The organism is uncultured Clostridium sp., assembly GCF_900547735.1.
In the GTDB taxonomy this organism is placed as follows: Bacteria; Bacillota; Clostridia; order Lachnospirales; family Lachnospiraceae; genus Otoolea.
Window position 1 is genome coordinate 69,001 of sequence record NZ_URHZ01000012.1, and the last position, 20,574, is coordinate 89,574.

18 protein-coding genes are annotated in these 20,574 nt (G+C 49.9%); 16 read left to right on the forward strand and 2 right to left on the reverse strand.

From position 1 onward, the window contains the following. Positions 1-69 precede the first annotated feature (69 nt). Positions 70-993 (reverse strand): LysR family transcriptional regulator, encoded by a 924-nt coding sequence (locus tag QZT18_RS05860; protein ID WP_294145501.1) that lies wholly within the window; start codon positions 991-993, stop codon positions 70-72. A 142-nt stretch (positions 994-1,135) separates the two neighbouring features. Here QZT18_RS05860 and QZT18_RS05865 point away from each other — a divergent pair, with 142 nt between their 5' ends. The 15 genes from QZT18_RS05865 (at position 1,136) to QZT18_RS05935 (ending at position 16,351) form a co-directional block, all read left to right on the forward strand. After that, positions 1,136-2,005, forward strand: a complete 870-nt coding sequence (locus QZT18_RS05865; protein ID WP_294145503.1) for an oxaloacetate decarboxylase — start codon at positions 1,136-1,138, stop codon at positions 2,003-2,005. A gap of 105 nt (positions 2,006-2,110) precedes the next feature. Further along, on the forward strand, positions 2,111-3,448 hold the full coding sequence (locus tag QZT18_RS05870) for a sodium/glutamate symporter (RefSeq protein ID WP_294145505.1): 1,338 nt from the start codon (positions 2,111-2,113) through the stop codon (positions 3,446-3,448). 47 nt (positions 3,449-3,495) lie between these two features. Next, positions 3,496-4,320 carry a carbon-nitrogen hydrolase family protein gene (locus QZT18_RS05875; RefSeq protein ID WP_294145509.1) on the forward strand — a complete coding sequence of 275 codons (825 nt, stop codon included), beginning with the start codon at positions 3,496-3,498 and terminating at the stop codon, positions 4,318-4,320. A 267-nt stretch (positions 4,321-4,587) separates the two neighbouring features. After that, positions 4,588-5,427, forward strand: a complete 840-nt coding sequence (locus QZT18_RS05880) for a carbon-nitrogen hydrolase family protein (RefSeq protein WP_294145510.1) — start codon at positions 4,588-4,590, stop codon at positions 5,425-5,427. A gap of 14 nt (positions 5,428-5,441) precedes the next feature. Beyond that, positions 5,442-5,969 carry a nitroreductase family protein gene (locus tag QZT18_RS05885; RefSeq protein ID WP_294145512.1) on the forward strand — a complete coding sequence of 176 codons (528 nt, stop codon included), beginning with the start codon at positions 5,442-5,444 and terminating at the stop codon, positions 5,967-5,969. 27 nt (positions 5,970-5,996) lie between these two features. Then, the gene (locus QZT18_RS05890; RefSeq protein ID WP_294145514.1) at positions 5,997-6,836 is read left to right on the forward strand and encodes a sugar phosphate isomerase/epimerase; all 840 of its coding nucleotides are present in this window, start codon (positions 5,997-5,999) and stop codon (positions 6,834-6,836) included. Between the two features lie 231 nt (positions 6,837-7,067). Continuing rightward, positions 7,068-7,535 carry a ribosome maturation factor RimP gene (gene rimP / locus QZT18_RS05895; RefSeq protein WP_125144291.1) on the forward strand — a complete coding sequence of 156 codons (468 nt, stop codon included), beginning with the start codon at positions 7,068-7,070 and terminating at the stop codon, positions 7,533-7,535. A 21-nt stretch (positions 7,536-7,556) separates the two neighbouring features. Beyond that, entirely contained in the window at positions 7,557-8,780 is a 1,224-nt protein-coding gene (gene nusA, locus QZT18_RS05900; protein WP_294145519.1) for a transcription termination factor NusA, read from the forward strand. 115 nt (positions 8,781-8,895) lie between these two features. Then, on the forward strand, positions 8,896-9,123 hold the full coding sequence (locus QZT18_RS05905) for an RNase P modulator RnpM (protein WP_366925803.1): 228 nt from the start codon (positions 8,896-8,898) through the stop codon (positions 9,121-9,123). Next, positions 9,110-9,442 carry a ribosomal L7Ae/L30e/S12e/Gadd45 family protein gene (locus tag QZT18_RS05910; protein WP_125144289.1) on the forward strand — a complete coding sequence of 111 codons (333 nt, stop codon included), beginning with the start codon at positions 9,110-9,112 and terminating at the stop codon, positions 9,440-9,442. Before QZT18_RS05905 ends, QZT18_RS05910 begins: the two co-directional genes overlap by 14 nt. Beyond that, the gene (gene infB / locus QZT18_RS05915; RefSeq protein ID WP_294145522.1) at positions 9,432-12,875 is read left to right on the forward strand and encodes a translation initiation factor IF-2; all 3,444 of its coding nucleotides are present in this window, start codon (positions 9,432-9,434) and stop codon (positions 12,873-12,875) included. The genes QZT18_RS05910 and infB overlap by 11 nt, the downstream gene beginning before the upstream one ends. Positions 12,876-12,942: 67 nt before the next feature. Further along, complete coding sequence (gene rbfA / locus QZT18_RS05920) at positions 12,943-13,362, forward strand: 30S ribosome-binding factor RbfA (protein WP_294145523.1); 420 nt, start codon at positions 12,943-12,945, stop codon at positions 13,360-13,362. 61 nt (positions 13,363-13,423) lie between these two features. After that, positions 13,424-14,392, forward strand: coding sequence for a bifunctional oligoribonuclease/PAP phosphatase NrnA (locus QZT18_RS05925; protein WP_294145524.1), 969 nt, complete (start codon positions 13,424-13,426; stop codon positions 14,390-14,392). Continuing rightward, a complete protein-coding gene (gene truB, locus QZT18_RS05930) occupies positions 14,389-15,420 on the forward strand; it encodes a tRNA pseudouridine(55) synthase TruB (protein ID WP_294145530.1) in 1,032 nt (343 codons plus the stop codon). The genes QZT18_RS05925 and truB overlap by 4 nt, the downstream gene beginning before the upstream one ends. 1 nt (position 15,421) lies before the next feature. Then, a complete protein-coding gene (locus QZT18_RS05935) occupies positions 15,422-16,351 on the forward strand; it encodes a bifunctional riboflavin kinase/FAD synthetase (protein WP_294145532.1) in 930 nt (309 codons plus the stop codon). An 87-nt stretch (positions 16,352-16,438) separates the two neighbouring features. Here the strand turns inward: QZT18_RS05935 and QZT18_RS05940 are convergent, their stop codons facing one another. Continuing rightward, the gene (locus QZT18_RS05940) at positions 16,439-16,849 is read right to left on the reverse strand and encodes a DUF3842 family protein (protein ID WP_227031514.1); all 411 of its coding nucleotides are present in this window, start codon (positions 16,847-16,849) and stop codon (positions 16,439-16,441) included. A gap of 293 nt (positions 16,850-17,142) precedes the next feature. Between QZT18_RS05940 and carB the strand changes: the two genes are divergently transcribed. Next, positions 17,143-20,355, forward strand: a complete 3,213-nt coding sequence (carB, locus tag QZT18_RS05945; protein WP_294145536.1) for a carbamoyl-phosphate synthase large subunit — start codon at positions 17,143-17,145, stop codon at positions 20,353-20,355. Positions 20,356-20,574 lie beyond the last annotated feature (219 nt).

The window sequence follows — 20,574 nt, forward strand, 5'->3', positions numbered from 1 at the left end:
CAGTTATATCATCTCAGACATGGTATAACTGCCTTTTTCCGGCCGAACCGGCAAATGCAATATCTTTTATCAGTCCCCGCAGAAAATCTGCCGGGCAAAACGGCAGAATTCCGGGATCAGCGTATTTTCATTTCTCCTGCAGAATGCAATGGTGATGGAGGCCATTGGACTTTCACTTCCAACGTTAAAATAGGCCAGCGGCATATCCGGGATGGTGTACCGCAGGGCGGATTCGCAGACAAAGGTAAAGTGCTCTTTCCGGCTGGTGAGACTGATTGCGGATGTAATGCTGGGCGCTTCAATTACTTTTTCCGGGAAAAAATGCTGTTCGGCAAAGATGTTTTTGGCAATGGTGTGCATGTTCTGCCAGGGACGCAGAAGAACAAAGGTGGAGTCCTTCAAATCCTCCAATGCAGCTTCATACGGATGCCGGGCAGAATTGTCCGACAAATCATATTTCTGTTCCAGACTGCGGGTGCGGCGTGTAATCAGAAGAACGCGGTCTTTGGCGATGGTGCAAAAGTCAAGCTCGGGATGGCTGGGCGGAAGATTCGTGATGAATAAATCCACGTCGTGGGAAAGCAGGGAGTTTTTTAACTGATTCGAACGGTATTCCCTGATATTCACCTCGGCCTGCGGAAAGGATTCCACAAAGACGGGGATGACGACAGGCAGGATATAGGAGGCAAGAAAGGTCAGGGAGCCGATGCGCAGTTCGTTGGGGGAACTGTAACCAAAGGCAGACAGCTCTTTTTTCATCTCATTTTCCAGAGCCTGGAATTTTCTGATATAGCGGATAAAGGATTCTCCTGCCGGAGTCAGCTCCAGTGGGATTTTTTCGCGGTCAAATAGGCGTACTTCCAGCTCGGCTTCCAGATTTTTGATGTAGCGGCTTAAAGAAGGCTGCGCGATATAGAGCTGTTCCGCGGCCCTGGAAAAACTGCGGCATTCTGCAATTGTCAGTACATAGCTGCATTGTCTTCGATCAATCATTGGGAAATTCCTCCTCCCGAATGTTATAACATAAAGTGTTATAACTGGCATAATCGTATAGATATTGGAAAATAATTCACCACAATGTTACCATTGAATTGTAAATAATGCAATATTTATATAGATTAAAGGGGGTATTTTTATGCAAATGGACCAAAAGAAAAGACTAAGAAAACTGCTGGATGAGGAGGCGTTTATTCCGCTTCCGGGTGTTTACGACTGTCTCAGCGCAAAGATTGCGGAGGAGGCCGGGTTCCGGGCGCTGTTTCTTTCCGGCGGCGGCCTGGCGGTCTGCCGGATGGGGCGTCCCGACATCGGATTTTTAAACCTGAATGAATTCGGCGAGGCGATCCGTCATATCGTGGCAACGGTCAACGTTCCCCTGCTGGCGGATGCGGATAACGGTTTCGGCAATGCGATCCACTCGGCCGACACGGGCAGAATGTATGAGCAGCTGGGAGCCAGCGGCATTCAAATCGATGATAAAATCCTGCCGTCCCTTAAGCCGGACTCCAATGAGATTGTACCCTGGGATGAGATGGAGGCAAAACTGAGGGCTCTCCGGGATGCCGTTTCCGGTGACTTTGTAATCATTTTCCGTACGGTGGCAAATCTTTATGGAATGGGAATTGAGGAGGCGGTGAAACGCATCAATGCGGCGGCGGACTGCGGCGCGGATTACGTATATGTGGATGGAATCAAGTCCATGGAGGAGTTGGAACAGGTGTCCCGGGAGGCGAAGGCAAAACTGCTGGTAAACCTCAATGAAAAGGGATTCTGCGGAGGCGTTCCCATTGAAACGATAAAGTCCCTGAATTACAGGATCGGTCTTTTCCCGATTTCCACGATGCTGGCTGCGGCCCAGGGAATGATCGGGGTGATGGAGGCCCTGAAACGCGACGGGTCCACACTGTCGGCCAGGGAATTGATGTGTAATCCGCCGGTGGTGCATAATATGATGGGACTGAAATCGCTGATGGAGACATATTCGGGGTATTACGAAAATACGTGATGGATGCCGCCTGCCGCCCGGCCGGGATATGGGGAGATAAAAGGTATATTTTTAAAGTTACATTTGGGGAACGTGGAAAACACATATAGAAGAAGGGGGATTTATATGAAGTTGACGGATGTACTGCAGGATTTCGCATTTGTAAGTTTATTGCTTCTGATTTCGTTTGGACTTCGAAACAGAATCAAAATATTGCAGAAATATTTTATTCCCAGTGCGTTGATAGCCGGATTTCTGGGAATGCTTCTCGGTCCGCAGGCACTGGGGAAGGTTTCTCCAGTTTCAATACCGTTCACGGACAGTCTTTCACAATGGGCGGGAGTCCTGGTTATCGTTGTCTGCGCCACCCAGTTCCTGGGGCTGGAACTGGGAAAAGTAAACAGGGATGTCATGGCTACCACATTTCTGGCGGGAACGCTGCACCAGACACAGCTTCTGGTGGGACTCGGAATTACCTTTATCTGTGGAAAATTTATAAAAGATTTACCCCTGGTATTCGGTTTTATGCCGGTCTGGGGATTTTACGGCGGGCATGGCAATGCCGCCACCGTGGGCGTTATCATACAGGAGGCCGGTTTCTGGAATGATGCGGTCAGCGTGGGCGTCACATTTGCCACGATAGGGATTCTGTCGGGCGTCATCGGAGGCATGATTCTGATTAACTATGGGGCTAAAAAGGGTTACACCCATGTGCAGATGGCCTTTTCCTCCATGCCGGCCAGCGAGCGGACCGGGTATGTGGAGGCGGAAAAGAGGGATACCATCGGCTCCGGCGTTACCAGCAGCTCCGTCATCGATCCTCTGGCATTTCAAATCTGTATTGTAGGTCTTGTGGTGGTCGCCGGAACACTGATCAGAAAGTTCCTCGTATCATTGAGCCCGGTAATGAGCAATTTTCCTCTGGTGGGCGCGGTGCTGGTAACCAGCATGCTCTTCGGAGTGATCATAAATAAGACTTCTCTCAAAAAGTTGATAGACAAGCCTACGATGAACCGTATTACGGGTACGGCACTGGAGTATATGATCGCTGCGGCGATTGCGACCACCTCGCTGCAGGTATTTGTAACCTATGCCGTGCCGCTGGTTCTCATTTCCGTTGTGATTATTGCATTAAACGTAATTCTCAGCGTGGGGCTGGGCAGGATATGGCTGAGAGAAAACTGGTTTGAAACGGCGGTCGGCCTTTACGGCCAGGTCTGCGGTGTTCTTGCAACAGGGCTGATGCTCGTCAAGGTCGTGGATCCTAAAAATGAGACGGTGGCGGCACAGTGCATTTCCGCTTCCAGCACCTGGGGCTACGCGTGGCAGATTCCATACATGCTGGTCGGTTCATTGGCCGTAGTGACAAATCCGCGGGCGGTGGTTTTGGTTTCGGTTATCTTTTTCCTGGTCTGCCTGGCAGGCGGGCAGATTTTATTCGGCGGAAAGAGGAAAACATCCTGATGCAAAATACAGCGGGATAGTGGAAAAGATAGTGGAAAGGAGAAGATATGACAAACAGATTTATAGCAGCGGCAATCCAGATGGACAGCAAAGACAATAAGAAGGAAAACCTTAAAGCAGCGGCCGGGTTGATAGAGGAGGCCGTCTTTCGCGGGGCCGGGCTGGTGACAATGCCGGAACAGATGAATTATTCGGGAAATGATGGAGCGGAGAGTGCGGAAGATATTCCCGGCGGGGAGACATTTGAATTTATGGCGGAGCAGGCGAAACGTCACCATATCTGGCTTCACTGCGGCAGTATCTATGAGAAAAACCCGGGTGATGTAAGGCCTTTTAATACGACCATGGTCATCAGCCCGGAGGGAGAGCTGGCGGCGAAGTACAGTAAAATCCATACTTTTGATGTGGATATAAAAGACGGCCCCTGCGTAAAAGAGTCCGACCGCGTATGCCCCGGCTCGGAGATTGTGACGGTTGATACGCAGGAGGTAGGCTGCCTGGGACTTTCTATCTGTTACGATATGCGCTTTGGGGAGATTTACCGTCTGATGGCCCTGCGTGGGGCGCAGATACTGATGGTGCCGGCCGATTTTACGCTGAATACGGGAAAAGACCATTGGGACGCCCTGCTGCGGGCAAGGGCGATTGAAAACGGATGCTATGTGATAGCTCCGGCCCAGTGCGGGATTAAACCGCGTTTCCAGGCATACGGCAAATCGCTGATTGTGGACCCGTGGGGGAACATCATTGCCAGGGCATCGGATAAACCCTGTGTCATTACGGCGGAAATCGATCTGGACTATCTAAAGAGCGTGCGCCGTCAGATACTGACCCTGGAAAACCGCAGGGAAGATGTGTATACTCTTAAATAGGAAGAAACAACGGTAAAACCGCAGAAAAATATTTGGCGGGTTACGGGAAAACAGCACATAAAACCATAACATGTAAAACCATAGTCGGCGGGGCGGATGTAAGTGAATCTGCCCCGCCGCTTTAATGTAAATCAGGCAGAAATAAAACGGCCCTTCTTTGTTTTTTACAGCATTGCCGTATTTGCAAAAATTTCATAGAATTTTCATTCCATAAATAAGGGAATAGTGATAAGATAAAAAATATGAAAAAACGGCAAGGAGGTACCGATGCGTAAATACATGATAGCAATGGTCCAGATGGACACGCAGAATGATAAAGGAGAAAACCTGAGGAAGGCGGAGGCCTGGATTGATGAGGCGGCATCCATGGGTGCGAAGCTGGTCTGTTTCCCGGAGGTCATGAACCTGATTGGCCGTAACGTGGGAGAGGGCGGAGGCAAAGAACAGATTCCCGGATATACTACGGAAGTCCTCTGCAGAAAAGCAAAAGAACATGGAATTTACATCCACGGAGGCAGCATAACAGAGGAGCGTCCCGGTGAGAAGCGATCCGCCAACACCAGCGTCCTGATTTCCCCGGAAGGTGAAATTCTTGCAAGATACAGTAAACTCCATATGTTTGACATCACCCTGGCGGACGGCACGCCGTTTAATGAATCGGACAAGGTTCAGCCCGGGGAGGAGATTGTAACCGTTGAGACGGAACTGGGAATATTCGGCATGTCGATCTGCTATGATGTCCGCTTCCCGGAACTTTACCGCCTGATGGCGCTTAAGGGAGCACAGGTGATTTTTGTTCCGGCCAGCTTTACCATGCCGACCGGAAAGGATCACTGGGAGCCGCTTCTCAGGGCAAGAGCCATAGAAAACGGCTGCTATATTGTAGCACCGGGGCAGATTGGAAAGAAACCGGCCTATGTGGCATATGGAAACAGCCTTGTGGCCGATCCGTGGGGAACCGTGGTGGCCAGGGCCAAGGATGCGCCGGGCATCACCTATGCGGAGATCGATTTGGACTATCTGGATCAAATCAGAAAACAGATTCCTTCTTTGGAAAACAGAAGAACCGATTTATACAGCGTGAAAAATACAAAAGAGAGTTTATAGGAAAGGGGAAAAAGATGGAAGCATTACAGGCAATCAAAGAGAGAAAAAGCTACAGGAGCACCTTTAAACAGGAACCGATTCCGAGGGAGGATTTAAAGGAACTGGTGGAAGCCGGATTTCTTGCACCGTCGGGCTGTAATATGCAGACAACCAAATTTATCGCCGTGGATGATCCGGAGTTAGTGAAGAAGCTGGCCGATATTTACGGACATGAGTGGGCGGCCACGGCACCCGCAGCGATCCTTTTACTGACAAAGCATACGGTTGCCCCGAGCGGGGAATCGTACCATATCCAGGACTTTGCCGCCGCCGCGGAAAACATTCTGATCGCCGCCGCAGCCAAAGGATATGCAACGACGTGGATAGAGGGCCAGCTCCACCACAACGGTGAGGACAGGAAGATGGCAGAACTGCTGGGAGTTCCCGAAGCGCTGAATGTGGCCGTTTATATGCCAATCGGCATTCCGGCTTCCACGGTACCGGCGGCAAAAAAGCAGTCTTTTGAAGCGAGAGTATGGTTTAACCGATACGGTGAGAATTAAAATCAGAGGTGCGGAGCGGAGGGCGGTATGCTTGTAGGATGCTGTGTTAATTTTCTGCCGAAGGAAAAGGGAGCGGCAGGGGAAGAATATGCAGAAACAATAAAAAAATGCGGATTTGACTATATTGAACTGCCTCTGGGGCAGGCAGTTATGAAAACGGATAAAGAATTCGCACAGATGTGCAGGCGGTTAAAGGATGTAAATCTTCCGGTGTACTCCTGCAATAACTTTTTTGCCGAAGAACTTAAACTTGTAGGTGAGAATGTGAATGAGAAAAAGGTGGAAAGTTACTGCAGGCAGGCATTGCCCATGGCCGAAGAGCTTGGCTGCCGGTATGCGGTACTGGGGAGTCCATGGTCTAAGAACTGCCCCGCAGGTTTCAGCCGGGAACGGGCATTCGAACAGCTTGTGGAGTGGTGCAAAAGAATTGGAGACATGGCGGCAGAACACAACATCACGGTCGCCCTGGAACCCAATAACCGGGAAGAGACGAATATGATCAATACATTTGAGGATGCAGTCGGCCTGGCCCGGGCCGTATCTCACCCGAATATCAAATGCCTGCAGGATTATTATCATCTCAGGAAAGAAAACGATACGGTAGAAAGCATGGAGCAATACGGGAAAGAGTATCTGGTCCATGCCCACTTTGCCAGGATTGAGAAGAGAGGTTTTCCTGCCGGTGCACAAGAGGATCCCTATTATTCGGAATTCTTCCGGGCACTGAACAAGATCGGTTATCGCGGCGGGATCAGTATGGAAGGGTTTCCTGAAAGCAGGAGTACTTTTGAGGAGGAGGCAAGGACTGCATGCAGCCTGATGAAAGAATTGATATTAAAAGAACAGGCCTCCGGATGCAGGGAATAACGGAAAGAGGATGCCGTTCACTTCCAGCGCCGCTTTCTGGCCGCTTTAAAAGAAAGCCTTGCACTTTATAGAGAAAGGTGTTATACTTAGCGAGATAACATAATAAACTGACTAGAGAGAGTGGACAGAAGTCCACTCTTTCACTTTGTTCAAAGTCCGGTTCGGGATGCTGCGGCGGAAAGATGGGCAGCAGAGAAAAAGTCGGTTACCTGCTAAAAAGGTGGTGTAAATATGACAAAAAGAGAGCAATATGAAAAAAAAGTAGAATCGTGGCTGCTTCCCCTTCTGGAGGAACACCATTTTGAACTTGTGGATGTGGAATACGTCAGGGAAGTCGGAGTATGGTATCTTCGTGCTTATATTGATAAAGAGGGCGGAATCGCCGTTGACGACTGTGAGATTGTCAGCAGAAAGCTTGGAGAATGGCTTGATAAGGAAGACTTCATAGACGACAGCTACATTCTGGAAGTCAGCTCCCCCGGTCTTGGAAGACCGCTTAAGAAAGAAAAGGACTTTGTCAGGAATACAGGAAAAAATGTGGAGATAAAGCTCTACAAACCGCTTAACAAACAGAAAGAATACACAGGGGTTCTCAAAGCCCATGATGCAGATACGGTTACAGTTACATTAGAAGACGGCAATGATCTGGTGTTCGCAAAGACGGATATTGCTTTAATACGTCTGGCCTTTGATTTTTAGACGGTAGGAGGATAAAAGAAAATGAATAAAGAGTTGATTGAAGCGTTAAACGTGCTGGAGAAGGAAAATAATATCAGCAAAGATATTCTTCTGGAGGCAATTGAAAATTCTTTACTTACAGCCTGTAAAAACCATTTTGGTAAAGCAGACAATGTAAAGGTCACCATCAACAGGGAAACCGGTGATTTTTCCGTTTATGCCGAGAAGGAAGTTGTTGAGAACGTGGAAGATCCGATGCTGCAGATCAGCCTTGCGGAAGCAAAGATGATGAACGGCAGATACGATCTTGGCGATGTTGTCCATGTACAGATTAACTCCAAAGAATTCGGAAGAATCGCAACACAGAATGCGAAGAACGTGATTCTCCAGAAAATCCGTGAAGAAGAGAGAAAAGCGCTTTTCAATGACTGGTACTGCAAAGAGAAAGATGTTGTTACAGGAATTGTTCAGCGTTATGTAAACCGTAATATCTGTATTGACCTTGGGAAGATCGATGCTATTTTAAATGAGAGCGAACAGGTGAAGGGCGAGGTATTTAAACCGACGGAGCGTGTTAAGCTGTATGTCCTGGAGGTGAAGGATACGAACAAGGGACCGAGAATCACGGTTTCCAGAACTCATCCCGATCTTGTTAAACGCCTTTTCGAGTCCGAAGTGGCGGAGGTAAGAGACGGCACGGTGGAGATTAAAGCAATCGCCAGAGAGGCAGGTTCCAGAACCAAGATTGCGGTATACTCCAACAACGAGGATGTGGATCCGGTTGGCGCCTGTGTCGGTCTTAACGGAGCAAGGGTTAACGCGATTGTAAGCGAACTTCGCGGAGAGAAGATAGATATTATCAACTGGGATGAGAATCCTGCCTACCTGATTGAGAATGCGCTCAGCCCGGCCAAGGTTATTTTCGTTGCCGCAGACGAAGATGCAAGAGAGGCACAGGTAATTGTTCCTGATTACCAGCTTTCACTGGCAATCGGTAAAGAGGGACAGAACGCAAGACTGGCTGCAAGACTGACCGGTTATAAGATCGATATCAAGAGCGAGACCCAGGCAAGGGAATCCGGACTTTTAGACGATCTGGAACTGGGATATGAGCAGGGCTTTGAGGGATATGCGGAAGAAAACTTTGACGGTTTCGGTGACGAAGCTTATACAGAGGAGATAACTGCAGACGAAAACATTGAGACGGCAGCGGATACGGAGCAGGCCGTTCAGACGGCGGAGGATGCCGTCCGGGAGGAAGAATAAACTACCTGGAACAGTAAGATGTGACGCGCAGCGGGAAAAGAAAAAGAAGATTGGGAAGTGAGAAACGTTGAGTACAAAGAAGATACCGCAGAGACAGTGCATCGGATGCGGAGAGATGAAGAACAAGAAAGAGATGCTCCGGGTGCTGAAAACAACCGACGAACAGATCATAATTGATGCCACAGGCAGGAAAAACGGCCGGGGCGCCTACATCTGTCCATCTATGGACTGCTATAAAAAAGCGGTGAAGAATAAAGGACTGGAGCGTTCTCTGAAGATGGCCATTCCAAAGGAAGTATATGAAGCATTGGAAAAGGAGATGGACAGCATTGGAGAACAATAAAAAGATATTTAACCTTCTGGGCCTGGCCACCAAGGCGGGGAAAACCGCCAGCGGCGAGTATATGGCTGAGAAGGCGGTAAAAAGCGGAAAGGCTCATCTGGTTATCGTATCGGAAGAGGCATCCGACAATACCAGGAAGATGTTCCTGAATATGTGTACTTACTACAAAGTCCCGATTTACTTTTTCGGAAAAAAAGAAGAGCTGGGGCATGCAATGGGAAAAGAGATGCGCGCATCTCTGGCCGTACTGGATGCAGGTTTTTCCAAGGCACTCGTGAAACAGATTGAGCTGAACGGAGGTAGTGAGTATGAGAGTTAACGAATTGTCGAAAGAACTGGGTAAAACCAATAAAGAAGTTTTAGAAATATTACAGAAGAATCAATTTGATGTCAAAAGCCACGCATCCAGCATTTCGGATGAACAGGCAGCTTTAGTAAAAAGAACGCTGTCGTCAGGGCATGCATCACATAAGGCGGCAACGCCGGTGACGGGGACTTCAAAACCAGGTACAGGAAAGGCGGAAACGAAGCGAGTGGAAGAAATTAAGAAAGAGCCAGTAAAGGCAGAAATAAAAGAAACAGAGACAAACGCGGCTAACAGGGCGGAAGGAACGACTGAACCGCCGAAGAAGAGAATCGCGGCAGTATACCGTCCGCAGAACAGCACCCAGATGAGAAATAATAACCGTCCGGCGGGACGTCCCGCACCACAGCAGAAAGACAGACCGGTTCAGGCCCAGAGTGTTGCAGAAGCAGTAAAACCGGCAGCGCCGCAGAGCCAGCCGGCAGCAGCTCCAAGCCCGGCGGCAGCTCCAAGTCCGGCAGCAAATCCAAGCCCGGCAGCAGCTCAGGCTCCGCAGACCCAAGCACCTGCACCGCAGGGCAGCCAGGGAGGCTATCAGGGAAACCGCGACGGTCAGAGGACCGGAGGCTATCAGGGAAACCGTGACGGCCAGAGAACCGGAGGCTATCAGGGAAACCGCGACGGCCAGAGAACGGGAGGCTACCAGGGCAACCGCGACGGTCAGGGCGGAGGCTATCAGGGAAACCGCGACGGCCAGAGAACCGGAGGCTATCAGGGCAACCGTGACGGCCAGGGTTACCAGGGCAACCGCGGAGGTTACCAGGGCAATCGTGACGGTCAGAGCGGAGGCTATCAGGGAAACCGCGACGGCCAGAGAACCGGAGGCTACCAGGGCAACCGTGACGGCCAGGGTTATCAGGGCAACCGTAGCGGCTACCAGGGCAATCGTGACGGTCAGGGAACCGGAGGTTACCAGGGCAACCGCGACGGTCAGAGAACCGGAGGCTATCAGGGCAACCGTGACGGCCAGAGAACCGGAGGCTATCAGGGCCAGGGCGGAGGCTATCAGGGCAACCGTAGCGGCTATCAGGGAAATCGTGACGGTCAGGGCGGAGGCTACCAGGGCAACCGCGACGGCCAGAGAACCGGAGGCTACCAGGGCAACCGCGACGGTCAGGGCGGAGGCTACCAGGGCAACCGTGACGGCCAGAGAACCGGAGGTTACCAGGGCAACCGCGACGGTCAGGGCGGAGGTTATCAGGGCAACCGCGGAGGCTACCAGGGCAATCGTGACGGCCAGGGAGGTGGTTATCAGGGCAATCGCGGAGGCTATCAGGGCCAGGGCGGAGGCTACCAGGGCAACCGTGACGGCCAGAGAACCGGAGGCTACCAGGGCCAGGGCGGAGGCTATCAGGGCAACCGCGGAGGTTACCAGGGCAATCGCGACGGTCAGGGCGGAGGCTACCAGGGCAACCGTGACGGTCAGAGAACCAGCGCTCCGAAGCCGTCATTTGACGGACCTGTAGTACAGAAACCACAGAATAATAAGCAGAATAAGAACGCTTATAAGAGTGATAAATACGATAAGAAGAACCACGATGACGGAACACACGCAAAACAGGGCAAGGGCGGAAAGAATACCAAGGCTCCTGTACTGCCGCCGCTGACACGCAAGGAAGAGCCGAAGGTGGAGGTGGTTAAGACCATTATTCTCCCTGAGGTTGTGACGATCAAAGAGCTGGCGGAGAAGATGAAGCTGCAGCCTTCTGCGATTGTAAAGAAACTGTTCCTTCAGGGCAAGGTTGTTACTATCAACCAGGAAGTGGATTACAACCAGGCAGAAGAGATTGCCATGGAATTTAACGTACTCTGTGAGATGGAAGTGAAGATCGATGTCATCGAAGAACTGCTGAAAGAGGAAGAAGAGAATGAATCGGATATGGCTGAAAGACCGCCGGTAGTCTGCGTAATGGGTCACGTTGACCATGGTAAAACTTCCCTTCTGGATGCGATCCGCCAGACCAATGTAACGGCCAAAGAGGCAGGCGGAATTACGCAGCACATTGGTGCTTATATGGTGGAAATCAATGGTCATCCGATTACGTTCTTAGACACACCGGGCCATGAGGCATTCACGGCTATGCGTATGAGAGGCGCTAAATCTACCGATATCGCAATTCTTGTAGTTGCTGCAGACGACGGCGTTATGCCTCAGACCATCGAGGCGATCAACCATGCCAAAGCGGCCGGCGTTGAAATTATTGTTGCAGTGAACAAGATCGATAAGCCAAGTGCTAACATTGAGAAAGTAAAACAGGAATTAATCGAATATGAACTCGTTTCAGAAGACTGGGGCGGCAGTACTATTTTCGTTCCCGTATCTGCCCATACCAAGGAAGGTATCCCGGAACTTCTCGAGATGATCCAGCTTACCGCCGAGGTGAAAGAATTAAAGGCAAACCCGGATCGTACGGCCAGAGGCCTTGTGATCGAGGCAGAACTTGACAAGGGCAAGGGTCCTGTTGCCACTGTTCTTGTCCAGAAGGGTACACTCCATGTAGGAGATCCGATTGCGGCAGGCGCCTGCTATGGCAAGGTGCGTGCAATGATGGATGACAAGGGACGCCGCGTCAAAGAGGCGACTCCATCCACACCGGTCGAGATCCTGGGACTGAACGATGTGCCGAAGGCCGGAGAAGTATTTGTTGCAACTCCTAGTGAGAAAGAAGCAAGAAGCTTTGCGGAAACATTTATTTCCGAGGGTAAGAATAAATTAATTGAAGATACTAAGGCTAAATTATCATTAGACGATCTGTTCTCACAGATTAAAGCCGGAAACGTCAAAGAACTTCCTATCATCGTAAAAGCGGATGTACAGGGTTCGGTAGAGGCGGTAAAACAGAGCCTTGTCAAACTGTCCAACGAAGAGGTAATGGTAAAAGTTATCCACGGCGGTGTCGGTACGATCAACGAGTCCGACGTCAGCCTGGCGGCGGCATCCAATGCCATCATTATCGGTTTCAACGTGCGTCCCGACGCTACGGCGAAATCCATTGCAGAGCGCGAGAAAGTGGATATGCGTCTGTACCGCGTAATTTACCAGGCTATCGAAGACGTGGAAGCAGCCATGAAGGGAATGTTAGACCCGATCTACGAAGAGCAGATCATCGGCCATGCCGTAGTGCGTCAGACCTTCAAGGCATCCGGCGTTGGAACCATTGCCGGTTCCTATATTCTGGACGGTAAGTTCCAGAGAGGCTGCAAGGTGAGAATTACCCGCGACGGCGAGCAGACCTTTGACGGCCCGCTGGCATCCCTTAAGAGATTCAAGGATGATGTCAAGGAAGTCAACGCAGGATACGAGTGCGGTCTTGTATTTGAGAAGTTTAACGACATCCAGGAAGACGATGTAATCGAGGCATACGCAATGGTAGAAGTTCCCCGCTAAGGGGAGCTCTGCCTGACTGATGACGGCGCCCGGCAGTTTAGCACCGTTAGAAAGAGAGGCATGAAACATGCGCAAAAACAGCATTAAAAATACCAGAATCAACAGCGAAGTCCAGAGAGAACTGAGTGAGATTATCAGCCGTGAATTAAAGGATCCCAGAATCCATCCGATGACGACCGTCATTGCGGTGGAGGTAACTCCGGATCTGAAGTTCTGTAAGGCATATATCAGTGTGCTCGGCAATGAAGAAGCCGGCAAAGACACGATCCAGGGCCTGAAGAGCGCGGTGGGTTTTATCCGCACCCAGTTAGCCAGAAGAATCAATCTGCGCAACACTCCGGAGCTCACCTTTATTCTGGATCAGTCCATCGAGTACGGTGTCAATATGACAAGGCTGATCAACGAAGTGACGGCGGGCCTGAGTGATGAGACACAGACGGAAGAGGAAATCGGAGAAGAGACTCCTGAGGAGGATTCCGAAGAGTAATCCGCGTTACCTGTGAACTGTAACATCCATGACACCATTTAAGCGGGAGATGATATAGAGGATGAGTAATTTATTAAATGAAGTACTTGACGGGGTGAACAGCGTTGTCCTTCTGGGACATCTCCATCCGGACGGCGACTGTGTCGGCACCTGTCTTGGAATGTATAATTATCTGTCGGAAAATTATCCGCAGCTTACCGTGGAACTTTTTCTGGACCATCCGGCCGCAAAGTTTTCCTATTTGAAAAATTTTGAGCGGATTAAGACGGAGCTGGAAGACGGGCGCACCTATGATCTGTGCATCACGATGGACAGCAGCGACATGGAACGCCTCGGCGTTTTCCTTCCGTATTTTGAGACGGCCGGGAAGACGTTCTGCATCGATCACCATGTGACCAATGCAGGTTTTGCAGAAAAGAACCATATTATTTCCACAGCCAGCTCCAGCAGCGAGGTTTTGTTCGGCTTACTGGCGGAGGATCGGATCAGCAAAGAGACGGCTGAGTGCCTCTACACCGGAATTGTCCATGACACCGGAGTTTTTAAATACAGCAACACTTCCAAGAAAACAATGGAAATTGCCGGAAAATTGGTGGATAAGGGACTGAACAGCGCTAAAATCATAGACGACAGTTTCTACCGCAGAACTTATGTCCAGAACCAGGTTCTGGGCCGTGCGCTTCTGGAAAGCTTTCTGTTTATGGACGGCCGCTGCATTTTCACCGCTCTGAAACAGAGGGAGCTGGATTTCTACGGAGCCGACAGCAATGATCTGGACGGAATTATCGACCAGCTCAGAATCACGGAAGGTGTCGAGTGCGCCGTATTTATTTATGAAAAAGAACCGCATGTATATAAGGTAAGTATGCGTTCCAACGATTATGTGGACGTCAGCAGGATTGCATCCTACTTTGGAGGCGGCGGACACGTGCGGGCAGCCGGATGTACGATGAGCGGCAGCGCCTACGATGTGCTGAATAACCTTTCAAAGCATATTGAACAGCAGATGAAAGAGCATGAAGACAAATGATCCATGGAATAATTAACATCTATAAAGAACCGGGATATACGTCCCATGACGTGGTTGCAAAACTGCGCGGGATTTTAAAACAGAAAAAAATCGGTCATACGGGAACACTCGATCCGGCAGCGGAGGGAGTGCTTCCCGTATGTCTCGGAAAAGGCACAAAACTCTGCGATATGATGACAGATAAGAGAAAAACTTACCGCGCCGTCATGCTTCTGGGCACCGAGACCGACACGCAGGATACGACCGGTACCGTGCTCCGCGAGAGAAGCACCGCAGAGCTGACGGAAGAACAGGTCAGGGAGGCCGTGCTGGGCTTTATCGGCCATTACGAGCAGATCCCTCCGATGTATTCCGCATTGAAGGTAAACGGCAAAAAACTCTATGAGCTGGCCCGTCAGGGAAAAGAAGTGGAGAGAAAAGCTAGGCCGGTGGAGATCTACAGTCTGGAAATCGAGAAAATGGATCTTCCGAGGGTCACGATGAGCGTAAATTGTTCCAAGGGAACTTATATCCGCACACTGTGCTATGATATCGGCACTGTGCTCGGATGCGGCGGCTGTATGGAGAAGCTGGTCAGGACAAAGGTGGACCGCTTTGAGATTGCAGAAAGCTTACGCCTCGATGAGGTGGAAGCGCTTACCGCTTCGGGACGGCTGGACGAAAAGATCGTTCCGGTTGATCGGATGTTCTCTTCCCTGCCCGAATTCGTTTCCGAGGGGGAGGAACTGGACAGGCTGCTTCACAACGGAAACTTTTTCTCCCGGGATTTTATTCCGGAACCGCTTGTGGATGAATGGATGCAGAAGCTTCAGGGAGATACGGAACACACGGCGGAAACCGAGGAAGATGGAGAAACCGTGGAAACCGTGGAATCTGGAGAAAGCAGCGGCGGTGCCGGAGACGGCGGAGCCGCACAGGAACTGCGGATCCGTGTTTATGACAGCGGACGCCGTTTTGTAGGGATTTATTCATACGTTGAAGAAGAAAACAAGTGGAAACCAAAGAAGATTTTTCTGGGAGGAGATTGAAATGCAGTACATTACCGGAACCAGAGAATTTCATATAGAAGAACCGACCGTTGTCACGCTGGGCAAATTCGACGGCCTGCACAGGGGCCATCAGAAGCTGCTGAGCGAAGTGTACCGTTTCAGGGAAAAGGGATATAAGACAGCCGTTTTTACATTTGAAACGGCTCCCGGGACTCTGATGAAGGGGAAACTTCAGACAATGATCACGACGAATGCCGAGCGGAGGGAAAACCTTCAGCAGGCGGGGATCGACTACCTTGTTGAGTACCCGTTCAACCAGGATGTGGCACATATGCAGCCGGAGGAATTTATTTCCCATATCCTGGCAGGCCAGATGAAGGCAAAAGCCATTGTTACCGGTACTGATTTCCACTTTGGATACCAGCGGCAGGGTGACGTGGAACTCTTAAAGAAGCTGGCCTCCAAATACGGCTATGAGATGGTCGTTGTGGATAAAGTGCTGGACGGCGAAAGAGAGATAAGCAGTACTTATATCAGAGAGGAACTGGCCGCAGGCAATATCAAAAAGGCCAATGAACTTCTCGGATACACCTATATGATCCATGGCCGTGTGATCCACGGCAGGCATCTTGGTTCAACCCTCGGTTTTCCGACCGTCAATATCGAACCCAGGGAGCAGAAGCATCTGCCCGCCTTTGGAGTCTACCTGTCCGAGGTGGTGATCGACGGCGAGCTTTACAAAGGGATTACGAATATAGGAAGAAAGCCTACGATTGAGGGGCAGCACCCGGTAGGTGTGGAGACTTATATTTATGATCTGAGCGCTGATCTGTATGATAAATGGATCGAGGTAAGGCTGACCGACTTCATCCGTCCGGAACTGAAATTTTCCGGTGTGGAGGAGCTGAAGGAGAGAGTGCTGGCCGATAAAGAGGCCGGACGGAAAATGCATGAGAGAGCAGCAAGATAATTGACAATAGAGAAATTGACAATAGAGAGAGCCGGAAGATTACATCGTATGATGCACCTTCCGGCTCTTTGTTTGTATTTTATATCGTTATATCCATTTACCGACTTCTTCGCAGACAAGCTTTATGTAGCCGCTCAGGGACATGTCGCTGCATCCCACAACCGTATGGTGGCAGTGCTGGCTGACCGGGATCAGGATCTTGTGGGCGCGGCTGCTTCCGATAGCGGAGGACATCGCCGGTGTAATCTCACCGAGCAGGGAATCTGCAATGACGATTCCCAGGGGACCGATAATGATATCGGCATCCCGGCAGGCGACAAACACGGGATTTTCTCCGGTTGCACCCTGGTCGGCTCCTGCTTTCAGCATGGCGGAGGTGGCGATACTGTTGGTGCCGATGGCGGTTAGAGGCAGATCCGGGTATGTATTCTTCAACTGTTCCACCACTGTTTTCCCCATCCGGCCGCCCTGGCCGTCAATAACTACGATTTTTTTCATAAAAATTGACGAATCCTTTCCGCTTTTTAAAATAATACCCCAGTATATTTTTACCAGCATATCATAAAAAATGTCAAAAGGGAAGAGAAAAACGCATTTTTTTGGTTTACAAGGCGGAACTTTTCTATTATAATCTTGATAATGCCTTACTGGGGCCTTTAACAAGATAAAGGTTCCGAACGGCTTTTGAAAAGAGTCCGGATAACGGGCCTTTGTTGATAACGGTAACCTGTACGCGGAGCGTGCGGCCTATCGCTGAAAATGTAAACTGCAGACAATGAGAGGGAAAAAACATGAGGAGAAACGACATTCACAAAGTGATGATTATCGGTTCCGGTCCAATTATTATCGGACAGGCATGCGAGTTCGACTATTCCGGAACTCAGGCGTGCAAGGCGTTAAAAAACCTTGGTTACGAGATTGTACTGGTAAACTCTAATCCGGCTACGATCATGACGGATCCGGAGACAGCAGATGTGACCTACATCGAACCACTTAATGTTGAGAGATTGACACAGATCATTGATAAAGAGAGACCGGACGCATTACTTCCGAATCTGGGAGGACAGTCAGGTCTTAACCTTTGTTCTGAACTGGCAGCAGCAGGTGTTCTTGATAAATATAATGTAAAAGTAATCGGAGTTCAGGTTGATGCAATTGAGCGTGGTGAGGATCGTATCGAATTCAAACATGCAATGGAGAGCCTGAATATTGAGATGGCAAAGAGCGAAGTTGCCTATACGGTGGAAGAAGCTCTTGCAATTGCCGACAAGTTAGGCTATCCGGTTGTTCTTCGTCCGGCTTACACGATGGGCGGCGAGGGCGGCGGCCTTGTATATAACGTAGAAGAATTAAAAACAGTCTGTGCGAGAGGCCTTCAGGCCAGTATGGTTGGCCAGGTGCTCGTCGAAGAATCGATCTTAGGCTGGGAAGAATTAGAGCTGGAAGTTGTACGTGATGCCAAAAACAATATGATTACCGTTTGCTTTATTGAAAACATTGATCCTCTTGGCGTTCACACCGGCGACTCATTCTGCTCCGCACCAATGCTTACTATTTCAGAAGAAGTCCAGAAACGTTTACAGGAAAAATCATATAGAATTGTTCAGGAGATTGAGGTAATCGGCGGAACGAACGTGCAGTGGGCGCATGACCCGAAGACAGACCGCGATATCGTAATTGAGATTAACCCGAGAACATCACGTTCCTCAGCGCTGGCATCCAAAGCAACAGGATTCCCGATTGCCCTTGTGTCGGCCATGCTTGCAACAGGCCTTACCCTGGATGAAATTCCATGCGGCAAATACGGCACACTGGATAAATACGTTCCATCCGGCGACTACATTGTAATCAAATTTGCACGCTGGGCATTTGAGAAATTCAAAGGTTCCGAAGATAAATTAGGTACTCAGATGAAGGCCGTAGGCGAAGTCATGAGTATTGGTAAGACATATAAGGAAGCTCTTCAGAAGGCAATCCGAAGCCTGGAGAGAGGATGCTACGGCCTCGGCCATGTGAAAGATTTAGACCAGAAGAGCAAAAAAGAACTTCTGTCCATGCTTCACGTACCGACCAGCCAGCGTCAGTTTATCATGTATGAGGCTCTGAGACAGGGCGCGACCGTTGATGAACTTTTCGAACTGACAAAGATTAAACACTATTTCATCGAGCAGATGAAAGAACTGGTGGAAGAGGAAGAAGCTCTCATGCAGTATAAGGGCCAGGTGCCTCCTGTGGAAGTGCTCCGCCAGGCTAAACTCGACGGATTTGCAGACAAGTATTTAAGTGAAATCCTGGAAGTTTCCGAAGAAGATATCAGAAATGCCAGAACAGCGGCCGATATCGTGGAAGGCTGGGAAGGCGTTCACGTAAGCGGAACGGAAGATTCAGCTTATTACTACTCCAGCTACCATATTAAAGATGAAAGTCCATGCAGCGACAATAAGAAGATTATGATTCTCGGCGGCGGCCCGAACCGTATCGGCCAGGGTATCGAATTCGACTACTGCTGCGTTCATGCTGCAATTGCACTGAAAGAGCTCGGTTTTGAGACAATCATTGTAAACTGCAACCCGGAGACCGTATCCACAGACTATGATACCTCCGATAAGCTTTATTTTGAGCCTCTGACACTGGAAGATGTATTAAGCATCTACCACAAAGAAAAACCTCTGGGCGTTATCGCACAGTTCGGCGGACAGACACCGCTCAACCTGGCAGCCGACTTAAAGAAATACGGCGTGACAATTCTCGGAACCACACCGGAGACAATCGACATGGCGGAGGACAGGGACCTGTTCCGCGATATGATGGACAAGTTAAACATTCCAATGCCTGAGTCAGGCATGGCTGTCAATGTAGACGAGGCTCTTGTGATTGCAAACCGCATCGGTTATCCGGTAATGGTACGCCCGTCCTACGTTCTCGGCGGACGCGGAATGGAAGTAGTACACGATGACGACGCCATGACATATTATATGAAGGAAGCCGTCGGCGTTACTCCGGACCGTCCGATTCTGATTGACCGTTTCCTGAACCACGCAACAGAGTGTGAGGCAGACGCCATCAGCGACGGAGTGGACGTATTCGTTCCGGCCGTTATGGAGCACATTGAGCTTGCCGGAATCCATTCCGGAGATTCAGCCTGCATCCTGCCGTCCAGAAACCTGACAAAAGATCAGGTGGACACCATCCGCGACTACACAAGCCGTATCGCAAAAGAAATGCACGTTGTCGGCCTTATGAATATGCAGTATGCAATTGAAGACGGAGAGGTTTATGTACTTGAGGCGAACCCAAGGGCATCCAGAACCGTTCCGCTGGTTTCCAAGGTCTGCAATATCAAGATGGTAAAACTGGCAACCGATATTATGACTTCCCACCTGACGGGAAGACCTTCACCGGTTCCGACACTGACCGAGAAGAAGATTCCTCATTACGGAGTAAAGATGCCGGTATTCCCATTCAAGATGTTCCCTGAGGTTGACCCGGTACTCGGACCGGAAATGCGTTCCACAGGAGAAGTTCTCGGAATGTCCGCAAACCTGGGCGAGGCGATTTACAAAGCACAGGAAGCAACACAGACAAGACTTCCAAGCTCCGGAACCGTTCTCTTAAGCGTCAACGATATGGACAAGCCTGAACTGATTGAGGTTGCAAAGGGATTCTATGACTGCGGCTTCAAGCTGATGGGAACAGGCAGAACATACGATATCATGGCAGCCGCAGGACTTCCTGCAGAAAAAATTGCCAAGATTGACGAGGGCCGTCCAAACATCCTTGATAAGATTACGAACAAGAAGGTTGATATTATTATCAATACTCCAGTCGATAAAAAGGGAATGGGGGATGACAGCTATATCAGAAAAGCAGCCGTTAAAGGTAAAATTCCTTATTTCACCAACATGGCGGCCGCAAAGGCAACTGTCCAGGCTCTTAAGACCATTACAAAGAACGGGGATATTGAAGTGAAATCACTTCAGGAGTTCCATAAAGAAATTAAATAAGCAATTGCTTTGAAGTAGATAACCCGCACGGAATGCCTGCCTTATTGGATTGGTAGGGATTTCGGGCGGGTTATATTGATATAAGAATTTAGTTGAGATGCGAGGACGCCTCTGTAAGACGGCGGACGGGGGAGTGGGCGGTTGGATATGAGTCTTCAGTCCCAGCGGTTGGTAGTGGTGAGGGGGAATCCAGGAGAAAAAATTCCTACGGGGACTCGC